16 protein-coding genes are annotated in these 23,791 nt (G+C 55.4%); 5 read left to right on the top strand and 11 right to left on the bottom strand.

Translation table 11 applies throughout. The features are described from left to right. Window positions 1-195 precede the first annotated feature (195 nt). Together Poly51_RS26615 and Poly51_RS26610 are read right to left on the bottom strand one after the other, a co-directional pair. On the bottom strand, window positions 196-5,301 hold the full coding sequence (locus Poly51_RS26615; RefSeq protein ID WP_146461864.1) for a proprotein convertase P-domain-containing protein: 5,106 nt from the start codon (window positions 5,299-5,301) through the stop codon (window positions 196-198). Between the two features lie 701 nt (window positions 5,302-6,002). Then, complete coding sequence (locus Poly51_RS26610; RefSeq protein WP_246114799.1) at window positions 6,003-6,257, bottom strand: diguanylate cyclase; 255 nt, start codon at window positions 6,255-6,257, stop codon at window positions 6,003-6,005. 25 nt (window positions 6,258-6,282) lie between these two features. Here Poly51_RS26610 and Poly51_RS26605 point away from each other — a divergent pair, with 25 nt between their 5' ends. The 3 genes from Poly51_RS26605 to Poly51_RS26595 all read left to right on the top strand — a co-directional run bounded on the left by Poly51_RS26605 (window position 6,283) and on the right by Poly51_RS26595 (window position 9,981). After that, the gene (locus tag Poly51_RS26605; protein WP_246114798.1) at window positions 6,283-6,912 is read left to right on the top strand and encodes a hypothetical protein; all 630 of its coding nucleotides are present in this window, start codon (window positions 6,283-6,285) and stop codon (window positions 6,910-6,912) included. Window positions 6,913-7,390: 478 nt separating this feature from the next. Beyond that, window positions 7,391-9,220 (top strand): SMP-30/gluconolactonase/LRE family protein, encoded by a 1,830-nt coding sequence (locus Poly51_RS26600; protein ID WP_146461862.1) that lies wholly within the window; start codon window positions 7,391-7,393, stop codon window positions 9,218-9,220. A gap of 224 nt (window positions 9,221-9,444) precedes the next feature. Further along, window positions 9,445-9,981, top strand: coding sequence for an FKBP-type peptidyl-prolyl cis-trans isomerase (locus Poly51_RS26595; RefSeq protein ID WP_146461861.1), 537 nt, complete (start codon window positions 9,445-9,447; stop codon window positions 9,979-9,981). A 518-nt stretch (window positions 9,982-10,499) separates the two neighbouring features. Here Poly51_RS26595 and Poly51_RS26590 read toward each other — a convergent pair. The 6 genes from Poly51_RS26590 to Poly51_RS26565 all read right to left on the bottom strand — a co-directional run bounded on the left by Poly51_RS26590 (window position 10,500) and on the right by Poly51_RS26565 (window position 19,501). Further along, window positions 10,500-11,258, bottom strand: a complete 759-nt coding sequence (locus Poly51_RS26590) for a PEP-CTERM sorting domain-containing protein (protein ID WP_186775835.1) — start codon at window positions 11,256-11,258, stop codon at window positions 10,500-10,502. 61 nt (window positions 11,259-11,319) lie between these two features. Next, window positions 11,320-14,658 (bottom strand): beta strand repeat-containing protein, encoded by a 3,339-nt coding sequence (locus Poly51_RS26585; protein ID WP_146461859.1) that lies wholly within the window; start codon window positions 14,656-14,658, stop codon window positions 11,320-11,322. A 66-nt stretch (window positions 14,659-14,724) separates the two neighbouring features. Next, entirely contained in the window at window positions 14,725-17,244 is a 2,520-nt protein-coding gene (locus tag Poly51_RS26580) for a beta strand repeat-containing protein (protein ID WP_146461858.1), read from the bottom strand. 165 nt (window positions 17,245-17,409) lie between these two features. Beyond that, the gene (locus Poly51_RS26575) at window positions 17,410-18,228 is read right to left on the bottom strand and encodes an anti-sigma factor (protein WP_186775834.1); all 819 of its coding nucleotides are present in this window, start codon (window positions 18,226-18,228) and stop codon (window positions 17,410-17,412) included. Beyond that, the gene (locus Poly51_RS26570; RefSeq protein ID WP_186775833.1) at window positions 18,225-18,815 is read right to left on the bottom strand and encodes a sigma-70 family RNA polymerase sigma factor; all 591 of its coding nucleotides are present in this window, start codon (window positions 18,813-18,815) and stop codon (window positions 18,225-18,227) included. Before Poly51_RS26570 ends, Poly51_RS26575 begins: the two co-directional genes overlap by 4 nt. A 35-nt stretch (window positions 18,816-18,850) precedes the next feature. Further along, window positions 18,851-19,501 (bottom strand): hypothetical protein, encoded by a 651-nt coding sequence (locus tag Poly51_RS26565; protein WP_146461855.1) that lies wholly within the window; start codon window positions 19,499-19,501, stop codon window positions 18,851-18,853. Between the two features lie 1,287 nt (window positions 19,502-20,788). On the opposite strand from Poly51_RS26565, the gene Poly51_RS26560 reads away from it, so the two are divergent. Continuing rightward, on the top strand, window positions 20,789-21,757 hold the full coding sequence (locus tag Poly51_RS26560; RefSeq protein ID WP_146461854.1) for a universal stress protein: 969 nt from the start codon (window positions 20,789-20,791) through the stop codon (window positions 21,755-21,757). Between the two features lie 87 nt (window positions 21,758-21,844). Here the strand turns inward: Poly51_RS26560 and Poly51_RS26555 are convergent, their stop codons facing one another. Together Poly51_RS26555 and Poly51_RS26550 are read right to left on the bottom strand one after the other, a co-directional pair. Next, the gene (locus Poly51_RS26555; RefSeq protein WP_146461853.1) at window positions 21,845-22,108 is read right to left on the bottom strand and encodes a hypothetical protein; all 264 of its coding nucleotides are present in this window, start codon (window positions 22,106-22,108) and stop codon (window positions 21,845-21,847) included. Then, window positions 22,101-22,652, bottom strand: coding sequence for a hypothetical protein (locus Poly51_RS26550; protein ID WP_146461852.1), 552 nt, complete (start codon window positions 22,650-22,652; stop codon window positions 22,101-22,103). The genes Poly51_RS26555 and Poly51_RS26550 overlap by 8 nt, the downstream gene beginning before the upstream one ends. A 353-nt stretch (window positions 22,653-23,005) precedes the next feature. On the opposite strand from Poly51_RS26550, the gene Poly51_RS26545 reads away from it, so the two are divergent. Beyond that, complete coding sequence (locus Poly51_RS26545) at window positions 23,006-23,452, top strand: methyltransferase family protein (protein WP_146461850.1); 447 nt, start codon at window positions 23,006-23,008, stop codon at window positions 23,450-23,452. On the opposite strand, the gene Poly51_RS31925 is transcribed toward Poly51_RS26545, so the two are convergent. After that, entirely contained in the window at window positions 23,334-23,711 is a 378-nt protein-coding gene (locus Poly51_RS31925; protein ID WP_390621813.1) for a hypothetical protein, read from the bottom strand. The two genes, Poly51_RS26545 and Poly51_RS31925, sit on opposite strands and share 119 nt — an antisense overlap. Window positions 23,712-23,791 lie beyond the last annotated feature (80 nt).

The following is a 23,791-nucleotide window of genomic DNA, read 5'->3' as shown; positions in this document are numbered from 1 at the left end:
ATTTCGAGTTTGTCAGACTCTTGAATTCTAGAGTGATTTTTAAGCACCAATACCGAAGTCAGCGGTGGAGCGAATTTGATGCGGCTTCCCAAGAACCCGCATGCTACTTGCTTTTTTGGGCAGCAAGAGATGCTTGTCTTTACCAATCGCGCCGGGTCGAAATAGCCTCGATAGCTGTTCGCACGTTGTCACGAACTAAGCCGTCTTGATTCTCTCGTCACTCAATTCCGCGACGACGATTGATTCCCAGATCAAGTCACTTGATCGCTTTGCATCGCTGGCGAACAATTCATCCACAATTACTTCATCGACTATCTTGTCCCTCGCGTACTGATCGAAACCGGTCAATGGAATCGCCGAAACCTTCCTTGCTGTGGGCTGATCCGACAAGCTGGACCGCGCTAATTCGTCATTGATGTCTGGTTTCGTTGACGCGTATTCCAATTGCGGGACGAACGGCGGCGTCGATACAACTTCTTCTGCCTCGCTCTCAGTCATCGACGAAGACTGACGCGCCAATTCATTGATCACTCGCAAAGCATCGAGTGCGGTAACGCGATCGTCACCGTTTTGATCGAAATAGATGTTTGGCCAAGTCGATAACGTGAACGGATCATCCAAATTCTTTGTTCCATCATCTGAAAAGCGACGGAAACCGAGTTCATTGATAATCAGCAGTGCATCGCGAGCGCTGATGGTACCGTCGTTGCTGATGTCACTTGCTCGTAAAAAGTTCTGCCACGGGTGCGGCACCTTGGCCTGAATGGTTGCATTTCCGTTGATTGCAGTGGAAAGAAAATCTCTGCCGATGCTCGGGGCCGACATGCGCCATTCATCGACGTCTGTCAAATCGAGTTGATCGCCCTCTCCCAGGGTCGCAAGCAATTTGCGACGGATGGGCGAGAGTGATTCGAGAACTTGTGCGTTGAGTCGGATAACATTGACGTCGGGCGCGGACAAGTCAAGGTTCGGGAAGCCAGTCAATGCGACTCTTGAATCTGCTAAGTCAAGCACGACTTGATCGCCGAGGATACGAAGCGTACTGCTCGAGTCAGAACCCTCGATTTGCAAGCCGGAAGCCGGAACAGTGAATCCGGTTCCTATGTCAAATGTCAAAGTCTCGCCGAAGATTAAGGGATCAATGCGAATGATTCGCTTTACCGCGTTTTGTTGGACGAGTTGAATGGCTTCTCGAAGCGAGAGGTTGCCATCGGAGATGTCACCGTCACTTTCGTCATCCGAGGTGGTCACGTTGATTTCGGATGAGAGCACATTTCCAGCGATCGGCACGCGCACGAAGACCGGCAATGTCGGTTCACCGTTAAGCTCAATCGAATAGCTAAGTGAACTGATGCCGTTCAATGCTGTGGCGACTTTCGTATCGAGCTTTAAGTCAAAAATTGCCACCTCGCCAGGAAGCAAAGCGGCGGGCGGCGAATTGACAACGGTTACACCATCAGGAAGTGAAAACCCACTGAGCAACAACCTGTTTCGATCCGAGAAGTTCTGAAAGCGATAGCGGGCAATCGCATTTGATCCGACCACAACGTTGCCGAATTCGATGCGACCGCCTGTCGCGTTATCGAGGAAACCGCGGTCCCGAAGAAACGAGTCAGTTTCGCCATACTGGATCGATTGGTTTGGTTCGCGAACGAATCGAATCTGATTGTTTGAACTGCCGTCGACGTGAAACTGGACGTCGTAGGCACCCGCGTAGCCTCCTAGAAAAATGTCGTTTGCGTAGACGCCGTCGTTCGCGTCTCCGTCGTTGTGGTTGCCATCGTCAAAAAGGGCGACGTGTTGATTCGAGATTTGCGTGTGTGGTACGGCTTCACCGTTAAGGATGAGTTGCCAGTCGTTGAGTCGCCCACCGGCGATCGATGAATTGTCGTCGGTGATTTCGAGAGTCCAAACGCCATGGGCGTCTAATCCGTCAAATCGCGCCAGCGAACCCTCGGGGCGAAATGAACCGTCAAAATCCGGGCTCCCGTTCGAGAGCGACTGATCCGCATCGTCATCAAACAACGTGTTGGCATAGACCTCGCCAGTTCGATCGCTTGCCAGCGTCACACGGCTTCCATTGGGCGAAATCAGGACAATGTCAAGGTCGGCAAGGTTCGGGTGAAAAGCCTGGACGCGCACGTTGATATCCTCAACCATCACGTTTTCGGAAACGTACGATTGTGCACGAAAGGAGTTACCATTGGGGACGTCACCGGATTCGAAAATTTCGGGTGCCGTGATTTCCGCAGCCACCGTCGCACCGCGAATGGGGCCGGTGTCCTGGACCGACACCGCCATCCGCACGAAGTCACCCATGTCGACGACTTGGGCCGAGGTGGGAACTGCCACAATGCTGGTTTCTGATTGCGTAAGGACGACGAACGGTTCGCCCAAGGGATCAACGACCTTGGGGATCACTCGAGCTTGCCATTGGCCAATTTCCGGTCCGCGTAGGCGAATCACTTCAAAGGTTTCACCGCCGATGAACTCGACCGATTCGTCATCGTCGGCATCTTGGCTCGTGATGCGAATCCCCTGCGGAGACATGAGTTCGAGATCCAGATCACTTCCCGGCCAAGTTAACACTAGCGTGACACTCTCCTGCGTCGCATCAACCAAGAACGGGAGCTCGACGGGTACGCCAGGCATGACGATGCCCGAAGTTCTTTGCACCGTCTGCTCGCCCCGCAACTTACCTTCGATCTGTGCATAGATCGCCTGCAGGTTGGAGAGTCTGCCGGATGCGTAGTACACGCCTCCCGTATCCGACGCAATTTCCGACAGTGATTGAGCGTCCGCGCCGAATCCGATCGTGTAGACCGCGATGTCGTCGTCAATGGCGTCAAGCACGTCCTGGGCATCGGGGAACCGATTGTTCATGCCATCGGACAACAGCACGATGGCTCGACCGGATTGCTGCTGAAGCATATCAAGCTGATTGCTCGCATCGCGAAGCCCGCTGCCGATCGAAGTGCCCGGCGTTCGTCCAAGCGGATCGTCTTCGCCCGTCAGGGTGATGTCTCGCACCGCTTCCTTCGCCCGACGTTGCACATCGCCATTGGCTGGCTGGATTTCGGCGATCGCAAAATCGGTGGAAGCATCCCCGGCAAAACTGCTGATGCCGATCCGATCGTTTTCCAGCAACAGCGAGATGAACAACTCCGCCGACAGTTTCGCACTGTCGATCTTTCGGTTGTCTTCCATGCTGGTCGACCGGTCGATGACCTGTACGACGCTGACAACCTTGGGTTCAATCTTGACGTACGCTTCGGCTGTTTTTTCGTTGCCGCCGCCGTCCTTGACGGTAGCGCGGAACCCGTACGTTCGATAGGATTCGCCTTTAAACGATGCCTCGGCAATCGCGCCGGGCTTGCCGGTGAAGTCTTCACCGGGATTGTTGACGTTTGCGGTGAAATGAGACGCATCCGATGGACTTCCCGTGTCATCGGACCAGTCGAGCCAGCGACCATCTGGATTGGAGCCTTGCCAGTCGCCCCAGACGCCATCGGACAGCAATTCGCGGTACTCGAACTTGAACGTGCTTTTTCCGATGCCCGTGTCGCCGGTTCCCTGGTCGGTGGTAGCGACTCGCAATGTTATCACTGGATCGGAGACGACCTTGGGTACGATGTTCGCATCGCCCGCATCGGGGTCATGCGGATCGATCGCTAGAAATGCAATCTGTGGCGATTCCTGGTCGACAACACCGTAAAAATAGCTGACCAGTTCAGCCACATCGGTGATCGCACGGGGAATGAGAACCCGACCCAGCGTATCGAGTTCTCCACGAGTCCACTCGTTGTAAGAACCGTCGTCGCCAATAAGAGTTCCTTCGCCACGAAAGCCACCCATTCCACCGTTTACAAATGCGCCTTCACCATCGGCATCCTTACTATCGAAGTTGTCCGCTATTTCCGCGGTCGTTTTGAAAAGCTGAATGAAGCCGCCGAGATCAACGCTGGTGGTTCCTGGTCGGAATTCCGAATCGATCTCTGCTGCCGATCGTATCTTGATCGCGTCGAGCGACGGAATCTTGAAGTCCAGATATCGCTTTCTTGGTTCGATGAAACTTTCAAAGTCCTCGAAACCTGCCGTCCGCTCGACTTCCAGATCATAAACTTCGGGAGTTGTCGTAAAAGGAACACTATCAATCCAATCATGGTAGGGATCGAAATCGTTTCCAAGCGGATCGAATCCTATTGCTGCGAACAGAGTTGGTCTGTCCAAGTGTGGATCCTTGTGTACGTGCGCCGGAAGCGTCATATCCTGTAACAAGTGGGAGGCATGACCCAAGTAGTAAAACGCTGTCGACGTATCCGTTTCGTACCGCGCAGCCGCCCCCTCGCCACCACGCCAAGGACGGAGCTTGATTTCTGGGTTCGGAAGATTGGCAAATAGATCTCCCGAAATCCCGGTGATTGGCACACCACCGGTGACGTGTTCGGCGGCGCGATTGATCGCGGAATCGTACCCGGCGGCAAGGCCATCACCGAAACCGCCGTCGGGATCCCAGAAGTGGCGTATCGAGGGGTGATCGAAGTCATCCGTATTGCCGAACTGACCGCGATAGGCTTCATCCTCGTCGAAAGCACCCTGGCCAAATTGATTCAGATGTTCAGTGAAACTGGTTTCGCCAAATTCGTTACGAAAAAGTTCCTCGCCTTGTCCGCTAAGCCAAACGTGAACCTCTTGGCTGTACGCGACTTCGGCAAGCAGCCCCTGGCCGACGCTGTGCGTATGGCTGTGACCGAGCAAGTGCAACACTTCATGCCCGATGACATCAGACAGCACCGATGAATACTGATCAATTGTCATGGTCTGGTCGAATTCTTCCGGAAAGATGAAGGCTCGGTCATTTCGATCTTCGTTGCCGATGTCGACTTTCTCAGCGAGCCCGAGAAAGGTTCCGTAGCTTTCGAACGGCGTATCGTCGCCACCAACGTAGACGGTTGAGTACGCTACGTTTGCCGGCGGTTGGATTGCAGTAAACCGCACTCCTTGTCTCGAAAAATTGTAGTTCAAAATCTCCAACGACCTCTCAACGATCCGTTGCTCAGACCCAGCCAAACCAGATCGGGAAGCAGAAAACGCTGGAACTCGCAGCGGATCAACTTGAATGGGACCTCGATACGCCGTGTCGGCTCCGTCGGCGTCGAGATAGACCGTCTGAACGTCGGCGTTGCCCGATTCGCCAGCGCGCCCGGCGTGGTGTGACGTAACGGCGACCGCACTGACCGCCAACAAGCGTCTGTCTTCGAGTCGTTGAAACCCCAAAGTTCTTCGTTTCTTCGTTTTCATTGCGCAGGACCCAGAGCGTCTTTTTCTTTGAGGTGCAGTATCAAACGCCAAACTCGAAAACCGATCCAGACGAGCATCACGGAACGATTCAGCCCCAGGTATCCTAACGCCTGCCGAGACTCACTAGAACCGAGGCGATGGATCAGATGTCGTTACAACGGCGAGACTGTACACTACCGCGAAGGGTCAGCGAAAAATGACGGCTACCGAAATGACGGCTTGGGCAATGCGGATCGAAAAGGTCCCAAAAATGATTTCAGAATCCCCGAGTCAGATTGCGATTATTCAAGCTGATCGAGGCGTCAGAGTGTCTCAATTTGCATGGGTGAGTGGCAGCGTGCAAACGCGTTGCCGACCGAACCATGTCGATAAGAACAACTTCTGCCGTACATGAGAACAAACAAGAACTGCGACTTATACATACACATTGGCGAACGCGGGCGAGTTCACCGAACTAGCATCTTGGGTACGCGATCTTGGACCAGTTTCACCCAGAGAGTCCTCCTGTGCTGGATCAGACTTAAAACGTTTGAACCGCATGCTTGCGGGTGAATACGGCGGATTCATAAACCCGGTGCATGTACAGACACTGCAAGCGAGAGAACCGGGTATGCTGCGCCGTCGTCGTTGGAAACATCAATGGATCTGAAAACACATGCACACCGAGACTCGCATTTGATGCAGACCTCCCGTGTTCTTGGTTACTGCCCGTCCGCCTTGTATACTGTGACGCGGTTTTTGCCTGCCGCCTTACTACGAAACAGACATTGATCGGCGGCGGCTAGAAGTTCACGTTTGTCTTTGGCGTCTTCGGGATACGTCGCCAGACCAATCGAAGCTGTAATCTGCAGATTGATATTCTCTTTGCGAAGAAAAATATCAGACTCCAGACCTTGACGCAGACGTTCGATCTTTTCCAACGCTTCCGTTTTCCCTTGGCCCGGCAAGATAATCACGTACTCGTCGCCGCCGTAACGAACAATGCGATCATCCGGCCCCAAGGTGGCCAGCGCCGCCTGGTATCAAGGGTTCGGCAAAGCAACGCAGAAGGTGTTTGTTTCGGATGGTTCTTCTGCGATCGAGGATCTCCAGGCACAGTGGTTCTCGGACTACACCAGCGTGTTGGACATCATGCATGGGTTGTCGTACAGCCTTGCTGCGGCGCGAGCGATTCACCGCGAGCGTGACGCAGCATGGCAATGCTACAAGCAGTTCGCGACTTGGATCTGGCGTGGCGAAGTGGACAAAGTGATTGCGGCTTTGGCCGACGTCCAGGTCGCGATGGGCGATCCACCGGAGGACGCAGGGGACAGTGATCCACGGGAAATCGTCCGGCGTGCATGGGTTTACTACACCAATCATCGCGGGCGCATGAACTATCCGTTGTACCGACAAAAGGGCTACCCGCTGACCAGTTCGATCATGGAGTCGACCGTCAAACAAGTCAGTCGGCGAATCAAAGGCACCGAGAAATTCTGGTCGAGCGAGGGAGGCGAAGCGGTGCTGCAACTTCGCGGTGACTATCTGAGTGATAGTGAGCCGATGGCAAATCACTGGCTACAGGCCACAACCAACGCCAACGGCTTCCGAGCCTACGGCCTGTCCGGATGATCACTCAAACCACGAGGTGCGCTCAAGCCTGATTCTTTGCTTTTAGATCCGAAATAGTTGAGTCAGCAAAACGTTGCTCGATGGACCCCCAACCGAGTAACACATGGCGGTTACGGCCGAGTCACTATTTCAACGACTCGCAACGCTCAACTAGCCCTCGATCGAGCGTAACCAAACCGGTAGCCAACTCATGACGAATTGGTTCCCGACGCTTTCTTCTCGTGATCGAAAAAAGCGTCTGGTCCAAAAAAATAGTGCGTCCTGAAGCGATGGACATGATGAATTTGATCAAGGAGCCGATTCCTCAACCTACGAATCGGCATGCTGTTCATCACGTAAATCCTGTCGACTGTTACGAAAAACAGGAACGATCCGTTCCATCATGCTCGACTCGGACGCAAGGCTTTTCGCTATCTTGGAGCTACCAAACCGCTTAGTCGACGGAATCACCCCTCACTTTTTATTTGGACGATTTGATATGAACACAGCAATTTACCGTGGCCCTGGTCTTCGGCGATCTGGGTCTTGGACCGCGAGCCTCATTCGGATCGGCGCCCGCGTTTCGGTCGTCATGTTCCTGTGTTCCGCCGTCTTGACGTTTGCTCAAGAGAGTTACCCCGTCCACCCCGACACAGTGGCAAAAGATGGAGTCCCGCGGGGCGTAGTGACAGCCCATCGGTTCGTGGACAGCACGGTCTATCCCGGCACCGAACGCGACTACTTCGTTTACGTGCCCGCACAGTACGACAAGACGAAACCGGCTGCGCTGATGGTTTTCCAGGACGGCGCGAAGTACGTTCAAGAAAAGGGCGAGTATCGAATCCACCATGTGTTTGACAACCTGATTCATAGCGGTGAAATGCCGGTCACGATTGCCGTCTGTGTGAACCCGGGCATTGTGCCCGGCGGCGATGGAGCCCAGGATCGGTTCAATCGCAGCTTTGAATACGACACGGTAAGCGATCGGTACGCTTCGTTCGTGATCGATGAACTGATTCCCGAAGTGCGTAAGTCCTACGCGATCACGGATGATCCGAATCTGCGAGCCATCGGCGGCAGCAGCAGCGGCGCGATCGCAGCGTTTGGAGTTGCTTGGCACCGCAGCGATCAATTCCGTCGGGTGTTCAGCACGGTCGGAACTTACGTCGGTCTAAGAGGCGGAAACGAATACCCGACCCTGGTTCGCAAACACGAACCCAAGCCGCTGAGGATATTTTTGCAGGACGGCAGCAACGACTTGAATATCTATGGCGGCAGTTGGTGGCACGCGAATCAGTCGATGCTCGCATCACTGCAGTGGGCCGGCTACCAAGTCAAAAACGAATGGGGCGACGGTGGGCACAACGGCAAGCATGGCGCGGCGATCTTTCCGGATGCGATGCGTTGGCTGTGGCAAGACTCTGATCGACCGATCGAATCGGACGTGTCGAATCACCCGGAACTCAAAGACCGTTTGATCGAAGGCGAACCGTGGAAGCTGATCAGTGACGGTCACAAGTACACCGAGGGCCCCGCGGTCGCGCCCAACGGAGATGTGTATTTTATCGATGGGCCACGAGGCGAAATCTGGAAGATTGCCGATGGCACAGATCACGCGACGAAGTTTGTCGATGACTTGCCGGGAGTCAGCGCATTGATGTTCGATGGGGACGGCCGTCTCTATTGTGCGAGAAACACGGCATTGATCGTCACGCGGATCGACCCCGATGGCGGTCGCACCGACTTGTGCTCAGGTGTTTCTTGTAACGACTTGGTGGTTCTTAACCACGGCATCTATTTCACAGGACCAACCGAGCAAGCGGTTTGGTACCTGCCGATCGACGCCGACGGCAATCCTCGCGGCGACGGCAAGCCGATCAAAGCCGGCACGGGACCAACGAAACCCAACGGGTTGATCGTCGCGCCCGATCGACGTTTCCTGATGGTCGTCGATGCGGAAGGCCGGTACGTTTGGTCATACAAAATTGACCCGCAAACGGGCGAACTGTTGCACGGCCAGCCCTACAGTTACGTGCACACGCCGCAGGACGACATGATCGGCGGCGCCGACGGAGTCACAATGACAAAAGACGGCTCGCTATTGGTGGCAACCAAACTGGGCATTCAAATCATCGATCCGCCCGGACGCGTTCACCTGATCGTTTCGCGTCCCAGTTTGTCCGGCAAGCTGTCCAACTGTGTTCTCGCCGGCGAGAACATGTCGACGCTCTATGTCACCTGCGGCAGCAAGGTGTTTTCAAGAAAGACCAAGCTGGATGGGATTGCCCCCTGGCAGCCCGCTGTTAAGCCAGCGAAACCAAACCTCTAGATCGTTGAACACGTCGATCACATTCTGCCAAGCGCAGCGCGTTCCATGGTGTTCGTCGAAGCCGACAAGATTCGGTGGTAGAGTGCCAAACCCCGCTTGGCCAATGAAGGACTTTCAGTAAATCGGCGATTTAGCTACCCTCCCAGCATGGTTGGTGGGAAGGTTTGCTGCCAATGGGCGCATTGGATTGATTCGGAACACGAAACTGGAGCGTTGGAACAGCAATGAAGCGTTGTTTGCCGTGGTGTCTATTGAGTCTCTTGATGATGTTTCCGGGATGTCGCTCCACAGCGAAATTCAGCCCGGACCAAACTCCTGCGTCGGCGTCCGCATATGCTCCAACAGCACAATGGAAACCGACCACGTTTGTCGATATTCCTGAACTTCAAACGGGAGCGGGACCGATGGATGCGGAAATCGCGTCGGAGTTCTCGAAAACCGAATCGGGACTGAAGTATCGGATTCTGCGAAATTCCGACGGTAGGAAGCCGACAGCCGATGACACGGTAACCGTCAAGTATCGCGGTTGGCTCGATCGTGGAAAGGTGTTCGACAGTTCTTACGAACGAGGTGAACCGACGACCTTTCCCTTGCGAAATGTCGTCGCCGGTTGGACCGAGGGAATGCAATTGATTGGCCAGGGCGGAATGATCGAACTTTGGGTGCCTTCCAAGCTCGGCTACGGCGAAGCCGGTTCACCAGGCTCCATCCCTGCCCACTCGGACCTCCACTTCGTCGTCGAACTCGTGAGTGTCGAATAGACCAAATCGCCTTTTGGTCCGCGCCTAGTCGTCGGCAGTGGTTTGCCGGGCGTTTGATATTGCAGTTTCGTGGCTGGCTGTGAAGATTTGTGGCTAACTACGGAATCAGGCGCGACATCATGCAATGGATTGCGAACTGGTACGTTCGGAACAGTCTTTTTGCGAGCAACATGCGGATGGCTTTCGCTTTTTAGTCAGGGATGCTGGGGAGTCTGACTTGCTAAGCGAAAGTTCAATTCATGTGTTACGAGAAAAGTTCGATAAGTCGGACTCAAAAATGCCAACCAAATGCAGCGATTATCGCGCATTGTTTGTAACGGTTCGCGAAAATATCCGCTTGGATCGTTAGTTCCATGTCGCTATTTCAGTGGCAAACGCAAGTAACGCCAATTCAGAGAGCCAGTGATGAATCGCGAACAACATGTCGAGCGCATTTTCAATTTCGCCGTTATCCTGATCTCGACTTGCTCGCTCGCAATCCTCTTCGCTCGCGGATAAATCCCTGGATTGCCGAAGCTTCAACGCTTCGTCGAACGCCCGCTTTGACGCCGAACTCGGGAAAGGAAGCCAACGACGGCTAGTCCAAGGAACGTCAGGCCCGTGGACGGTTCTGGTACGGCGTTCACCAGCGACGGATTGATTGCACCGAATGACGGATTGAATGGGTCACCGTTGAAGTTCATGCTCGCCGCTACATCATTCGCGTTGATGTCAAAAACTTGGCCGTTGGCCGGATTGTTGATCGCATACCAGTCGCCGACCGAGGCGTCACGAAAAACCAATTGCGGTTGGTCACCGGTGAAGTTGAAGTCTTGGCCGCCGAGCTGCGAACCGTACAGTCGGAACAGGTCGGTTGTGGAGTCGGAAATGCCGATCGCATCTTGAATCCCGATCAGGCGACTCAGGTTGTCGGCAATCCCGTCGTCGTTGGTGTCGATGTCGGTCGGACCGGCCGATTCGTCATAGTCGGTGACAAGAACGATGGTGTGCGATGGGTCTATCAGATCGGCGATTGTCGCAACCAACAAACCGTTCGTATCGAATGTTCCTGACACCGAGGATACTGTGTCGACCGTACCGAATCGCATCGCTTCGCCGCCGATACCAAGTACGAATCCTGTGAAGCTCATTCCCGCAACTCCGCTCAACTCGATCCGTTGTTGCAGCCCGTCAATTCCGGGTTGATCCGGCTGAAATTCGCTGATCACGCCGGCTTGAGATGGTGTGGTGAAGATCGCGACTGCCAGCAAGACTAGGGTACAAAATATTTGACGCATTGGATGACTCGCACTTTGGGTTTTAGAAGGATGATTTGGTTTTGGTGCTGCTTGGCTCATTTCATCTTGCCGTTCGCGCGGTGAAAGCGTCGACGGCGAGCTGCTCCAACAACAAGTCGTCGATCACGCGACGCCGTTGATCGAGTACCGAATCGATGGCGATTGCTTCGCTAGTCCCCAACGTTGTTGCCGGTTGGCCATCGGTTTCCGACGATCCGTCCGTTCGTCCCAGGGTGTTGATGATCATCAGTGCATCCAGTGCCGTGACGCGACCATCGCCGTTGACGTCGAGTTCACGAGTGCTTCCCGATTCGGCGCCGGCTGCTTCGCCAGTAGCAACGCGGCTGTTACGACCGAGATAATTGATCACTTGAAGCGCGTCCAACGCCGTCACGGATCCGTTACCGTCGACGTCGCCTTGACGAAGTGTGGACGCAGTTCGCCCAGGCAAGTCCGACTCGTAAGCACCGCTGTCAGCGCTCACGCCTTGCGGGCGAGCGATACCGCGTTGATCGACTTCGAGACCAGCGTTATTCCCGTTGTTGATTGCAAGGCTATTGGCCAACAATGCGTGCGTCGTGGTAGGGCCACCGTTATCGGCGAGCGCCGCCAGCCCCGCATCTCCGCCGACAACATTGTTGCCCGCATCGATGTAGACGCCGTTCACATCTGCGTCCGTCGTGGCCGAGTTGTTAGCGACAATGGATGATTCGATGGTGGCTGTTCCGGCAGCGATGCTTAAGCCGCCCCCAATTGTTGCCGTGTTCATCGCGATGGTGACACTGGTAAGCGTCACGTTGCCGCCTTCAGTCCGAAGTCCGCCGCCGGATCCCGTCGTTGATCCGCCACCGCTCGCGCTGTTGCCGCTGATCGTCGAATTGGTCAGCACGATATCGCCGCTGGTTGAATCGTTGAAGATTCCGCCACCATCGCCGGAAACGTTCTCCGCGATCGTGGATGCATCGATTGTCATCACGCCAACGGAATTCCAAAGCCCGCCGCCTTCGTTCGCAGCGATATTGCCCGAAAAGTTTGACTGGCTGATCGCGATATTGCCGGCTCCCGTGACGTGCAGTCCGCCACCGTTCCCGGGCGACGAGAACAAGGCACCATCGCGTCCGCCCGTGACGACGCCGGCATTGTTGCGGTCCAATGTGACACGGTCCAAGGTGATGCTATTGCCTGTCGACGGCGAGCCTGTTGCGACGGAGATGTCTTCGATTCCGCCACCAGCTCGGCTGGCAATGTTCAACGTAATCTCGCTATCCGCAATCGTGATCACACCGCCATTAACGTTCAGGATTCCGCCGCCGCTTCCGGCCGCTCCGTCGGCAAAGTTCGATAAGATGATTGCATCACTTACCTCGACGACGCCCCCGTTATTAAAGATACCACCGCCACCCTGGTTTGCGGCAGCGCCGAGTGCCGTGTTCAGCTGAATCAGCGTCCCGTTGCGAACGATCAGTGTGCTGCCAGCTTGATTCCAAAGTCCTCCGCCTTCCCTGGCCGCAACATTACCAGACACGATGCCATTGTCGATCGTGACGTTTGCCGTGCCCGTGACGTGTAATCCACCACCGTTTCCGGGCGAGGGTGTGCCGCCGGTGATCAATCCGTTGACGTCGTTGTTCACCAGATCGGAATTGGTCAGGGTCAGATCGCCGTCGACGATCTCGATCACTCCACCCGCACGGTTGGCACCGTTGGCGTCGATGTTGGTGTTGTCAAACGTGACCGTTCCACTGACGCTTAGAAGTGCACCGCCGCTGCCCGCGGTTCCGTTGGCGACATTGCCCATTAGGGTCGTATCGTTGACAACAACCGTACCACCGTCGTTGTAGATCCCGCCGCCTCCTTGATCGGCAGCTTCCCCGGACGCAACGTTTCCAGTAATCGTGACCGTGTCGACGGTCAGTGTTCCGCTGGCACTATTCCAAAGTCCGCCGCCTTCTCCGGCGGCCATGTTGTCCGATACCGCGGCGCGGCGAATCGTAACATCGCCGGTGCCGGTGATATGCACTCCACCGCCATTGATGCCCGCGAAGTTGCTATCGATCGAAAGGGCAACATCATCTCCTGCGCTGAATCCTTGATCGATTGTGATCTGACCAATCACTTCGAAACCGCCACCGGCGCGACCGGCGGTGTTTCCTTGGATCAGTCCGCCGAAGTATGTGCCCGATCCGCCGCCTGCGACCAGGATCCCGCCGCCGTTGCCAAGTGGGCTCGACGCCGAGTTGCCGATGACGTCGGTATTGATGATCTCGTTAGACGATCCAGTAAAGATAGCTCCACCGCCGAGCCCCGGTTCGTTACCAGCAGCCGTGTTGTTCATGAACGAGCTGTCCGCCACAAACAACGATCCGCCTTCCGTCGCAATCGCTCCGCCGTTGATGGCCGCGATGTTGTTGCGAAAGACCGTTCGGTCAACGGTAGTGTTCGGAGACGCACCGTCACCGAAAAGGGCTCCGCCAAACATCGCCTCGTTGCTGTTGAAGAAACCGCCGTTCTCAACACCACCACCCGCTCGAGCCGATCGGTTGCCGGCGATCACACCGCCATCGGTGGAAAAGTCCGATAACGCAGGGGCCAACACGCCGCCGCCGTCCGCCGCGCCCTCGATCGCAGTGTTGTCAATGATGTCGGTGTTGGTCAACACCGAGAAACCAGCCGCGAAGATTCCTCCGCCGCCTGTTCCCGCCGATGTCGCACCGGCCCAGTTTGAATCGATAACGCTGTCGGTGATAGTCAGGTTCTGTGCCAGCGACGGGCCGGCTTCGATATAGACGCCGCCACCACTTTCGGAAGCACGATTGTCGGCAACCGTGACGCCGGTCAGCACGGTGTTGCCGCCGTCGCTGTAAACGCCGCCGCCATCGAAAGCGGAATTTCCGTTGATCACGGTTTTGTCGACGATCAGGTTTCCGGTTGAGCTGTTCCACAAGCCACCGCCGTCGCCCGCAGCGAAGTTGCCGCTGACCGTGCCGTCATTGATTCGCACCACCCCGTTGCCGGAAATATGCAAGCCACCTCCGTTGCCGGGATTAGCCGCAATCACCGCATCGAGTCCAGTCGCGGCAAACCGTCGTGATTCCAACTTACCGATCGAGACCACCGAGCCGTCGATGCGAATATCATCGAGCAGACCATTGAACGGATTGAGTGTCAGCCCACTGGTGCGCGTCACTCCGATCGACAAGGGAATTTCTTCCTGATTCACGACACCTGCGTTTAGCGTCAACGTGTCGACCAAGTTCACGCCACCGATTGTCGTACCTTTATAGAACTTAACGTTGTCCGTCGTCTGAGTGCGGTCATACGACACGGCGAAGTAAACGTATTGACCGATTTCGGGATATGCGGCCGATGATTCGATCGATTGATCACGGTTGACTCGCAATTCCAGCGTGCCCGAGTTTGCGGTCGCACCGCCACGTAATCGAAATCCGCCGGGCTCGTCCAGTGTCTATATCGTGCCGTTCTCGATGAGTGCGTCTTGCCGGGCAATGCTCTCGGTCGCGGTGGATGGCAACATGAACCATCCCGACAATGTGAATGCGCTCAGTCCGTCGATGGCGTCGAAATCAGAAGCATTTTGTCCATGGCTGGCTGATGTGATTCCGCTGCTGTTGGTGTTGTCGAATGCAAAGTCGCCGGGCTTCCCCGATACGCCACTGCCGGCCGCGCCGTGCAAGTCGGCTGGATTGCCGCTGTTGTCGGTCAGCGATAGGAATGGGCTGCCGTCTCCCATCGAAGCCGACCCCGACGCAAACGCCGCAGTTCCGATCTCGTCAAACAAGTACTCCAACAACGGTTGGTTGGCGACGGAGCCATCGCCGGTCACGCCCGCGCTGTTCGAGTCAAGGTTGACGTTGTTCAGTGTGGTTTCCGAACCGGCGGTCGTTTCAATTCCTCCGCCCGCGCGATTGGCAACGTTACCCGTGATCGATGAGTCGGCGATCGTCGCTGTACCGCCGAAGTTGAATACTCCGCCACCACTTCCGCTCAACCCATCCGCAACTTTGGATGCGATCGACGCGTTGGAGATCACCAAGTTGCCGCCGTTGTTGAACACCCCGCCTCCGCCATCGTCGGCCGCCGGTCCTCGGGCGATGTTCCCCGTGATCGTCGTTCCATCGACCGTCAATGTTCCCTTGTCGTTCCACAATCCGCCGCCTTCGCGCGCCGCTAAGTTGCCGGTGACGTGCAATGCACCGCCATTACCAGGTGCCGCCGTTCCGGCGGGGCCTGCGACGTTGTCGATCAAGCGAGCGCCATCCAAGTTGATACTTGCTCCGCTTGTGGATTCAATCCCGCCGCCGGCTCGATTGGCGACGTTTGCCGAAACCAGTGTGTCGAATAGCGACACGCGACCAGCGGCACTCAGCACCCCGCCTCCACTGCCCGCAGTTCCGTCGGCGATATTGCCGACCAGCATCGAATCGTTGACAAAGACAATTCCCCCTTCATTATAGATGCCACCACCGCCAGCATCGGACGCCGCGCCCGACGCGATGTTGTTTACGATTTGAGTGTTCTCGACAATCAATGTTCCCGATCCGTTCCACAATCCGCCTCCCTCATTCGCTGCGATGTTTTCGCTGACCAGACTTTCCGAAACCAGTGCGTTGCCGGATCCCGTGATGTGTAACCCACCGCCATTTCCAGGTGCTGCGGCCGTGGCGTCGTCATCCAACACGCCGGCGTTGTTGTCGCTCAGTTCGACGCCGGTCAAAGTCAATGCGTTTCGCGACGAGGGGTCCGTTGCCACTTCGATGCCTCCGCCGGCGCGACTTGCAACGTTGCCACTGATTTCCGTGTCCACAACATTCACTTGAGCGGTACCGAGTGCCAGAATTCCGCCACCCGATCCGGATACGCCGGCCGAAAAATTGCCAGCGATCAATGATTGATCGATCGAAATGGTGCCGCCGCGGGTGGCCAAGCCACCGCCACCGCCCGCTGTGCCGGTTGCCGCGTTGTTGAGGACACGAATGTCGCTCAAGACAAGCAGCCCACCGTTGTTAAAGATTCCACCGCCGCCTTGGGTATTCAGTGCTCCTTGGGCTCGGTTACCCGCGACAAGCGTCTTGCCGGTGACAGTCATGGTCACGTTACTTTGATTCCAAAGGCCACCGCCTTCGGTGGCGGCCACGTTGTTCAGCACGCTGCCACCCGTCAATGTGACCAACGTTTCGGTTGCTCCGCCATTACCGGTCACGTGAAAGCCACCGCCGTTGCCCGGCGAGGCAGTGCCAACCGGGCCGGCGACGTTCCCTTGGCTGGCGGATAGACCGCCCAAAGTCACGTCGCTCAATAACAGCGATCCGACTACGAGTTCGATACCACCGCCTGCCCGATTGGCGATGTTGCATTCGATTTTGGTGTTGCGAATCACCACGTCACCTGACGCACTGAACAGCCCGCCGCCCGACCCGCTTGCTCCGCTGGCGACGTTACCGGCGATCGACCCACCAAGAATCGTCAGCGTCGTGTTATCGTTAAAGATGCCGCCACCACCTTGGTTGGCGGCGGGACCGATTGCTTCGTTGCCCAAAACACTGACTGCATCCAAGGTGACTCGTCCGGAACTTTCCAAGAGCAGTCCGCCACCGATATCGGCCAGTCCGCCTGTCAGTGTCACATCACGCAGCGTCACATCCGTTGCACCCGCACCGATATGGAGGACACGACTAAGATTGCCGCCATCGACGGTGACCGAAGAAGCTTCTCCGCGCGAAATGGTAAGCGAATCGGTGACCGATAGTTCAATACCGTCTAACAGAATCGTTGCGTCGCCGAGAGAGGCTGCGAACCGGATCGTGTCCGTTGCCGTCAGTCCCGGTTCACCAGCGGCGGCGTCACCGACAAGCGAGTTCGTGTTTGCCGCCTGGATGGCCTCGCGCAGACTCACGAATCCATCATCGGCAATCGAATCGGCAACCGTATCAACCAAGTAACTCGTCAGCAGGCGACGCGCTTCCAATGGCTCGCAGGTCAAAGATCGGCCACGACGCGCTCGACGGGACTCCTTGGTTGATTTGCGACCACCCTTGGTCGATTCTCGCTTCAGATACGCCTGGAAAGCAATCGCCTTGCCTAGGTTTCGCAAGCCTGGTGATGAACGGCAAGACGCGACTCGGTAAATTCGCTACAGCGACTTACCCATCAGATCGTTCACTTTGTCGCTTACCAAAGCGATGTCACGTTCGGATTTAACGTTGGCCGACTCGATCGTGATCGCGGCATAGACGATAGGGCGGTCCGTGGTGGGAATATTCAACACTTTGCCATAGTTATCATCGTCGAGGGAATCGAGTTGCCCGCCCGGGATCCACTCGTCATCGACGGTAATGAACCAAACTACATAGTGGTGTGGTTTCTGCATATGGACGTGGACGTGAATCTGCCGGGCTTCGAAATCGATGAACATGCTGCCGGCAACGTGGCGCGATTGACTGGGCTCGCGAAACGAAACTTGCCGTAAGCTATTCTGAACATTCGTCGGCGACGGATCGCCGAATTGATTCGATGGCAAGTGCGTGCGGCCATCGCGATTTGCCAACGGCTGGTCGATCGCGTTGGATGCCGGGCGGTCAATCAAAGTACGAAGTGTCAACATCATCAACGCGAAACCACATGCGATCGCCAGCAAGCCGAACGCGACTTGCTTCAAATCGATTTGAGACGGCTGTCGCAATTGTGCGTGTCCGTCGGCGTTATGCAGATTCGCGAGCGGGGACTCGTCGGAATCGAGCGAGTCGGCTATCCGATTCCATGTGTCAGTGGGGGGCGACATCAGTTCCGCCGACTCGATCAGGCAATCGATCGAATCGACAATTAACGCCAACTGTTCACAACAAGCCACGCAACCGGTTTGAAGATGTTCCGTGACTGAGTCGGTGGCTGACGGATCGAGATCCCCCAGCACGTACAGATCCAGCCGTTTTTGGCATTCGTCACAGTTCACGGATTCGACCAATCGTTCTTTGTAGCGGCTAATCGTTCTCTCAACTCAGCCAACCCCCGACGAATTCTCGTCTTCACTGTCCCAAGAGGAATGTCGAGACGATCGGCAATCTCGGTATGAGTTAGACCGTCAAAGAAAGCCAGGTCCAACGCTTGTCGTACTTCGTCGGGCAAGGTTGCCGTCGCCGCTCGTAGCCGGTTTCCCATCATCTTATCGGCAACCTGTTCCGACGGGTCAAGCTGCGTTTGGTCACGAGCATGTTGGAGCGACCGTTCTTCGGTAGCGCGTCGCTCGCTGCTGGCTCGTCCGTTTTCCGAACGCATCAAGTCTCTAGCGCGACTGCGTGTGAGCAATAATAGATAAGTACGCACAGAACCACGTTGTGGATTCCATGCCGACGGGTTTTTCCAGATTTGCCAAAAAACGGTCACCAAAACTGTCTCTGCGTCGCATTCTTGGCCGCAAACCCGATAGGCAACGGTGAACACAAGGTCACGATAACGATCGTGAAATCGCTGCAGACTGGCTTTATCGCCGGCCCCGATCAGTTCGATCAATCGTTCGTCGTCGGGGTTTTCTGGGTCCATTCCTATTCGTCTGCATTCGGTATCGCGTAGAACGTTCAAGCCGACTCGATGTCCACTTGAAGTGCCGGTATCACCGCGTTGGTCATCCAGCATTGTTCGGATTCTTCGTCCGGCGACCTTTCATCGGTCGTCCCCGGTACCGCACTTTCTGCGCCAATGCCTATCTCGAATGGTGAATGACGCGACAGTAAAAAATGGAAGGCATAGGCGTTTCCGTCGCCAGCGATGACAGTGGTCATCACCGCAGCAACGCCATCACGGATTTGGGCTCGTCCGATCATCGCGGATCGGTGCCCCAGCAAAGGACGATAACGTTCGTCGTCAAAGAGTTTGGCAAATCGGTTTAAAGGCCCTGTGACTCGCCGGTTATCGGGTGATGCCAGGCTGTAGCACACAACCAATCGCTCCGGATTCTTTTCCGAATCACGGATCGACGCCAACTGCAACCGAACCACGTCGACTGGGCTGTAGTCGGGACGTGCAAGCGTCGGATCGAATCCATCGACGGCCCAGGGTGCGATCGATTCGACGTCGCTGAAACCCGTTACGTCCGAACGTCCGGGACCAGTTTCGGACTGAAGCGAAACAGCGAACCAAACAATGGCCAACAACGCGCCGATCAGTGACCCAATCAGTAAACCGATGCCATTGAATCGGCGACGATCCGTTCCGGAATGATTCTTCATCGGACTCAACCTGTTAATCGTTGGGCAAACTGTAGCCTGATCCAACCCTATTCTCGGGTAACGAGATTCGAGGGGCTGTGGACGATTTCGTCAACCAACGATTCAATATCGGTTCGGATTCACGTCGAACTATACGGGGAACGACGTGCAAGCCAGGGATGAACCTGTAGTTTTGGTCAATGCGTGCGTCGGGCAAGTGGGCCCGTCGATCGCTCGGCATCGTTTAGCCGGTGCTGACCAACTCCCCACATCTGACATTCTCACAAAGCACAACTTCAACAAAGTTGATCAGCTCGGATCTCAAGCCATTTGTCGGAACGTCATCCGAATCTGGGCAGTAATACGGATGGACGTCAACGTGAACTAGTCCCTCCAGTTTCAGCCCTTGATCTACAAAGGCATCGAACACCCAAAAATGCGACGACCGCGTGGCCAGATGGCAATCACTAAATTCTCGTCGAGCAGGCTTCGATGCAACAGATTCGACGGGTTAGGCCACGTACGCAATTCGACATCCAGCACATTGTCGAATCAACAGCGTCCATCAAACTGCGTGGCGTTCTTAACGCCAAGCAGATTGCGGTCCGTCACGAAGATGGATGGCTTTCGCTTCATCATGGGCTAATGTCGGTTTACCGCGTCGAAGCAAGCCGAGTGGATCGAAGTCCCTGCTCGGGTTCGCACGCCCGAGGAAAACAGAATCTAAATAGAGCAAGTGATCGAAAACGGGTAACGAAGCGACTTGAGTCTTTTTGAGATCGTCGGTGGTTCGACGTTCGATCTGCAATCAATTCCCGTAGCGAACGAATGCAGCCAATGATGACTCAACCGGGAAACCGGATGCGATCCGAAAGGCTTCGCAGGCGATGCGCCCAGTTGGTTCACTCTCGATCCCTTGCCCTTGAATGGTTTAGCGAGCTCTTGCGCTCGAACATGCTGGCGAAACAACGCTCGGTTCTTGCGCTGGTGAGCAAGATGGCAAGTCATTTTCGTGAGTGCTTGCTCACAGTAGAAGTCAGCGGTACTCCTGCAGTCGCACTTCAAGGTCAAGGCGTATCAGCCCAATCCCTACATGCCGAGTTACTAAAGCTAGGAGCAACTACATTGCCGCTTTTGATGATGCGTTGATGCACGACTAGATGTGCGGGTTTGCACAGCATGGATGATCCAAGGAACTTAAATTCGGTATTTCTCGGTTGGCATCCGCTTTGCGAATTTGATGACATCGTTAGAAGTGGTTGAACTGCAGACCACGAATCAAGTTCAATGCCAACCAAGGAGCCCATCATGCGTGTTCTGCTAGCCAACGACGCTTCGCCACATTCCCAAGCGGCTGCTGCGTACCTGATGGCGATCCCTTTTCGTAAGCCCATTGATGTCGAGATCGTGTCTGCCGTGATGCCGCTCATGTTCATGTCCAGTGGAATTTCCGATATGCCGGCTGACTTGGGTGCGTTCCTTGACGAAGAACGCAACTGCGTGAAAGAGCGGATCGAACACGAGGCAGATGAAATCCGCAAGTCTGCTCGCAGGAATTTTCTACATGGCGTTCGCACGCGCATCCCGGTCGGTCCACCAGCGACGGAGTTACTAAAAGTAGCCGAAAGCACCGACACCGAACTGATCGTGTTGGGCGCGGTTGGGCACTCTGCACTCGATCGCGTTCTGCTGGGAAGCGTCTCCGATTACGTTGCCACTCATGCCGACGCCTCCATCTTGATCGTTCGTCCAAAACGGGACTCGGAGCGTCCGCCATCGCTAACCAAGGTCATCATTGCGCTATCGGGTGCGGCGGAGGATCACCGAATGATCGATTGGCTGAAGCAACTTGAGTTGCGTCCGAACGTCGAAGTTCACCTGGTCCGCGTGCTTCGTCTGGAAACGCTCTATCGCCAAGACATTCGACAAACGGCGTCCAAGTATTGGCAGGCCTTTCGTAGAGAAGCACAGCAACAAATTCTCGATTTTGAGACACAGTTGCAAGCCATGGGACTAAATACCGAAACTCATTTAGTCGAAAGCGGTCACGTCGGCGACGCATTGATCGAATACGCCGAGACGCACGGTTGCGATCTTATTCTGACCGGAGACAGCGACAGTGGTTTGCTGACGCGGTTGTTCATGGGCAGCACATCACGTTACGTTCTGCGTCACGCGATGTGCAGTGTTTTGATCGTGCGCGATAAGGTCGATCGTCAGAATGCAAAGCTTGATGCCGCGCAACGTCTAAGGCAACAGGTTGAGGTAGAGGGATAGCAGCCTGTTAAAAAAGGGGTCTGACCCGAATGGCACTTAATCGGCGTAAGTCTCATGCTTCACCGGGTTTGTATTCGCGTCTGAACTTCAGCATGAGTTTGCACTTCTTCGGTCGCCGCTTGAGCACTCTGGGTTCGTAGCGGTCCGGTCAGTTTCCAACGACGTGTGGACGATGATCTCGCGAGTCCGGAAATCTTGATTGGTGACATGGATCTTGATCTCCCGAATCATGATGAAGTCGGGGTAGCCTTCGTACTCTTCTTTGCTCATCCACGTCGGGCATGACGGCTTGTCGATCTGGATCGAGTGATCGTCTTTTCCGTACCGAATACCGGTCCGAAAATCACTCATGCGCACCACGCTGCATCATGCGAGCTATTTCAAACCAACCCGCGTACGCACGATCAGCGAGAAACACATCGGTTTCTTCGATGATTTCATCAATCTGTCTGAACAGACTTACCTCGTGAGTGAGTTTGCCCTTGTACCGTCCCAGCGCCATGTCGGGCACGACTGCGGTGGATAACGCGAACAGAACCACAACACGCACAATCGGGAATCCGCAGCCTGGAGCTTGGCTCGTTAGGTGCGGATACGCATCTTGGTTTTCGATCGTGTCGGCCATCGTCACGGTCGCACCATCGGCGGTGATGACTCGGTGTCCCAACCACCGCCAATGATCGGGAGCGGTGGCTTCGATGGCTTGACCGCTCGCGGTGACCAAGCGATGCATGGCCCGCTCGTCAAGTTTGTCGCGGGCGATACAGTAGGCACCGGTTTGAGCCGAGCACGCTGACAGCCCATTGGCGACTCGATAGGTGATCAGTTTGGCGACTGGCCAGACACAGCCGTGGTGGATGCTCATGACCTGCGACAAGAACACCCACAATGTCACCGGGGGATGTCCGATTCGTTGTTGTAGACTCTGGCCGCGCCGAGAATGGAGGTTGCCTCGCCGAAGACCGACTCGATAGTCTCTCTGGAAATCAAAGACGCGAAGTAGAGGTCACCGTTTTGGCGAGCGCGATGGACTCGACAACGAAACGAATCAAACGATTGACAGCACACGGGGGGCTTCCATGCTTGGCGTGTTTAGGTGGTGAGATACCCAAACTCATCGCAAGTGAAGCCCCTTGCTGTCAATCGCTGCTAACTCCTGAACCAGCAATAGCTTGCCGCCGATTAAGTGCCATTCGGGTCAGCCCCCTTTTTCAACAGGCTGATAGACAGTCTTGATCTGATCGTTTTATGTATCACGTCTTCTTAATTGTCGCGCAATTTGCTCTTGCCGCGATCTTAGTTCTATCGGCAACCTGGCTTCCCTTTCCTTGGGCGATCATGCTGATCGCTTTGCCGGGCATTGTTCTAGCGATGTCTGCGTGGTTGACGATGGGTTTGTTCAAGCTTCGCGTGCATCCAACAACGAATGAAGACACTCGGCTAATCCGAAGTGGGCCATATGCTGTCGTCCGCCATCCGATGTACGCAGGGCTGATGTGGTTTACTGCGGCGTTGCTATTGAGTGGATTTGCGTGGTGGCGATTGGCCGCTTGGATCGGCTTGTCAATCGTTCTGGCTAGTAAGGCAAGCGTGGAAGAATTGGCGATGGTGAAGCGTTTTGAAGAGTACCGCGACTATCAATCCAAGGTCGGTCGATTGGTTCCCCGTTTGCCATTTGCAAGTCGGGGCAAGTAGACTCTTTTTTGCTTCGCCCTTGCGATTCAAAGGTCATTCCTCCCAAGGTCACCCGTTGTCCGGCAAGAACGTTTCTCGAGCGGACCGAATCGGCCGCAGAAACGCCAGGCTGAGATGTTAAGTAGGATAGAATTCGAAAGTCGATTGAGCCGTAGCGGTTGCCCATCATCACGGCATCCATCGGAGTGAATCCCGTGGATGTTGGGGCCGGACACATGCCCCGGACTGCTGAAACGTTTGATTCGCTACGCCGCACCATCTCGCCAGATCGAATCAATCCGCCGTAGAGTGGATTCGCATGAGCAACGTCCGGCGATGCCTCGTTTAGAAAACCAGTAG

Source organism: Rubripirellula tenax, from assembly GCF_007860125.1.
In the GTDB taxonomy this organism is placed as follows: Bacteria; Planctomycetota; Planctomycetia; order Pirellulales; family Pirellulaceae; genus Rubripirellula; species Rubripirellula tenax.
This window is presented reverse-complemented; position numbering and strand designations above follow the sequence as displayed.